This is a genomic window from Buttiauxella sp. (assembly GCF_035271705.1).
Lineage (GTDB): Bacteria > Pseudomonadota > Gammaproteobacteria > Enterobacterales > Enterobacteriaceae > Buttiauxella.
Genome location: NZ_DATERI010000121.1, coordinates 1 through 3,394 on the forward strand (window position 1 = coordinate 1; position 3,394 = coordinate 3,394).

Annotated in this window: 2 protein-coding genes, 1 tRNA gene and 1 pseudogene; 3 read left to right on the top strand and 1 reads right to left on the bottom strand. The window is 53.2% G+C overall.

Going from position 1 to position 3,394, the window contains the following annotated elements:
- The 3 genes and pseudogenes from VJY99_RS11050 to VJY99_RS11060 form a co-directional block, all read left to right on the top strand.
- Positions 1-156, top strand: a pseudogene (locus VJY99_RS11050) (AMP nucleosidase); the annotation flags it as partial.
- Positions 157-166: 10 nt separating this feature from the next.
- Entirely contained in the window at positions 167-1,945 is a 1,779-nt protein-coding gene (locus tag VJY99_RS11055) for an aminopeptidase P family protein (protein ID WP_324118385.1), read from the top strand.
- Between the two features lie 263 nt (positions 1,946-2,208).
- Positions 2,209-2,284, top strand: a tRNA-Asn gene (locus VJY99_RS11060).
- 91 nt (positions 2,285-2,375) lie between these two features.
- On the opposite strand, the gene ldtA is transcribed toward VJY99_RS11060, so the two are convergent.
- Positions 2,376-3,311, bottom strand: a complete 936-nt coding sequence (gene ldtA / locus VJY99_RS11065) for a L,D-transpeptidase (protein ID WP_324118387.1) — start codon at positions 3,309-3,311, stop codon at positions 2,376-2,378.
- Positions 3,312-3,394: the final 83 nt, after the last annotated feature.

The following is a 3,394-nucleotide window of genomic DNA, read 5'->3' on the forward strand; positions in this document are numbered from 1 at the left end:
GAGATAAAACTGCCCGGTCAGGCCAACCGATTCTATGAAGGGGCGATTTCAGAACATTTGCAAATCGGCATCTGCGCCATTGACCTACTACGAGCTGAAGGCGAACGCCTGCATTCGCGCAAACTACGGACTTTTAACGAACCACCTTTCCGATAAGAGAATAACAATGCAACACACATCACCGCTGGCGTCGCTACGCCGCCAGCTTAAAGAGCGCGAAATTGATGGCATGCTTATTCCTCGAGCCGATGCACACCAAAGTGAATACTGTGCCCCAAATGACACCAAGCTTGAATTTATCAGTGGATTTGATGGTTCAGCAGGGCTGGCTCTGATTTTACCCGACCGTGCGTTACTGTTTGTAGACGGGCGCTACCAGGTTCAGGCACATCAGCAAGTCAACCTCAACGATTTTGAAATTCATCACCTGCACGACGAACCCATCCACCTCTGGATGCGCGAGAACCTTCCTGCGGGTAAACGCATCGCGTTTGAACCGATGCTGATGGTTAACAGCCAGTATGAACAACTGCGCACCAGCGGGTGTGACCTGGTTGCCGTCAACGATGATCCCATCAACGCAATTTGGCCCCATCGCCCGGCGGCACCGCGAGGTGTGATTCACCCAATGCCAGATGAGATTAGCGGTGAAACAACCGCGTCCAAATGCACGCGCGTGGCCCAAGCCCTGACGTGTGAAGGTGTGGACTATCTCGCCCTCACCTTGCCTGACAACATTGCCTGGCTACTGAATGTTCGCGGTTCAGATATCCCCATGAGCCCAGTGCCACTCTCCTTCGCCTTGATTAACAACGACGGTGGCGTGGAATGGTTTGTCGATGAAGCCAAACTGCAACAGCTAGATGGCACATTGCTGGACTCGCTTACGATCCACAGCCCTGATGCGTTTCTGGCGCGTTGTGAACAGCTTGCAGCGGGAAAACGTTTCTTGCTGGATGGCGACAATACCCCGGTTGCGGTGCGCTTTGCCGTTGAACAGGGTGGCGGGGAAATCGAATGGTTAGCTGATCCTGTTACGCTGCTGAAGGCGAATAAAAACAACACTGAGCTGCAAGGTTATCGTTCAAGCCACGTGGAAGATGGTGCAGCATGGGTGAATTTCCTCGCCTGGCTGAACCATGAAGTCCCCTTGCGTGAAGCGGCGGGCAACCCAATTACAGAACTCGAAGCCCAGGAAAAGCAACTCGCTTTCCGTCAGCAATGTGAAAACTTCTGGGAACAAAGTTTTGGCACGATATCCGCTGCGGCAAGTAATGCGGCAATGTGCCACTACCACAGCGCACCGGAAACCAACTTTGCGATCACCAGTAAAGAGTTTTATCTGAATGATTCCGGCGGCCAGTATTACAACGGCACCACCGATGCCACGCGGACATTGAACTTTGGGCAACTCGACGGACAACGTCGCCTGCATTACACCGCAGTGTTAAAAGGGTTCTTGTCGCTGATTTCACTGCAATTCCCGCAAGGCACGCAAGGGCATCAGCTCGATGCGTTTGCTCGTCGTCCATTATGGGAACTGGGTCTGGATTATGACCATGGCACCGGGCACGGTGTCGGCCACTGCTTGCTCATACATGAAAACCCGCATCGTTTAGCGAAGAAAGTGAATCCATGGCCGATGTTACCCGGCAATGTTCTGACCATCGAACCTGGGTATTACCTCGCAGGAAGCCACGGCATTCGCATTGAGAACCAGGTTGAAGTGGTCGCTTCACGGCCTGGTTTCTGTAAATTCGCCTCGCTAACGCTTATCCCGATCGATGTAAGCGCGGTCGATTTACCCCTGCTAAGCGAACAGGAAATTGCCTGGCTTGATGAATATCACCAGCAAGTGCGCGAAACATTGTCGCCACTTGTCTCAAGCGATGCTCGCCCGTGGCTGCTTGAAGCTACCGCTCCGGTCAGAGCCCAACGCGCATAAGACCCTTCATTATTAAGCTGCATCTTTGTTGGCTGCGCTCACTCTCCCTGGGAGCTTAGTTAACTAAGCTCCCAGGCACTTGCTCGCTTGCTCGCTTGCTGCCGCGATGCAACTCTAATTATTTGGGTTTACACTCTTCAAAGAGCCGCTCGTTGCGGCTCTTTTCTCCTTTTTGCTGATTAAACCAGCAGTCAGTCAAGTTTCATCTAAACAGCCTTTGACAACCCTGCGACCGCTCGATACTATGCGCCCCGTTAACCGATTCCTCTGTAGTTCAGTCGGTAGAACGGCGGACTGTTAATCCGTATGTCACTGGTTCGAGTCCAGTCAGAGGAGCCAAATTAAAGAAGCCCGCTTAGGAAACTAAGCGGGCTTCTTGCTTTCTCTTATCGCAATCCCGAATTCCCGCTCCGTCCTGCGTTCCACGACTTCATAACCGCCCTGTATTTCCGGATTCAACGCTAATCGGCACCGGCATCCCGGAACGGCGGGTTAATGCTGCACTCACCCTGGCTGCATCCACGTCAGAACTTTGTGTCAGATTTTGCAGTGCCGGGGTCATCGGCAACGGGACTTTTCTGTCAGATTCAAACTCCGCACGGTTGCGGGACAATGGCTCATGCACTTCCAGCCAACGCCTACCGTCAGGCTCGACGCTTACTTTTACTGGCTGGTCAATCAACTGCACGCGCGTCCCCACCGGCACGTTATCGAACAGGTATTTTATGTCGTCTTTGCGCAGGCGGATGCAGCCCTGGCTGACACGCAGGCCAATACCAAAGTTGGCGTTAGTGCCGTGGATAGCGTACAGCTTGCCGATGTAAATCGCGTACAGTCCCATCGGGTTATCCTCACCCGGCGGCACGAATGCTGGCAGGGTTTTACCCTCTTTCGCATACTCGCGTCGGGTATTCGCCGTCGGAGTCCAGGCAGGTGCTTCCTGCTTACGCTCCACCCTCGTTACCCAGTTACGTGGCGTTTCACGCCCTGCCTGGCCGATACCAATAGGCAAAATTTCCACCGTGCTCCCCTCTGCCGGGTAGTAGTAAAGCCGCATTTCAGCGACGTTTATCACGATGCCCTGACGTACGGTGTCCGGCAGAATCAATTGCTGCGGAATGGTCAACGGGGTACCGGATTTTGGCAGGAACGGATCGACACCTGGATTGGCTTCCAGCATATTAGTGAACCCTTGCCCATACTGCGCAGCATAAAACTCCAGCGGCTGGGTATTCCTTTCAGGAATGGTCACCGTTAGCGGCGCACCGACCAGGCGGCTCCCCACAGGCGGAAGCGAATAGGTTACCGCCTGTGCGCTCCAGGTCATGGCAGTAAGCACAAGGGCAAGCGAGGATAAACGGATCATAATTTCCCTGTTCTCAAACATGATATAGATAAGATAAATATAACCCTCCGCTGAGGATTTTGTGAGACAAGTCGAACAAAATA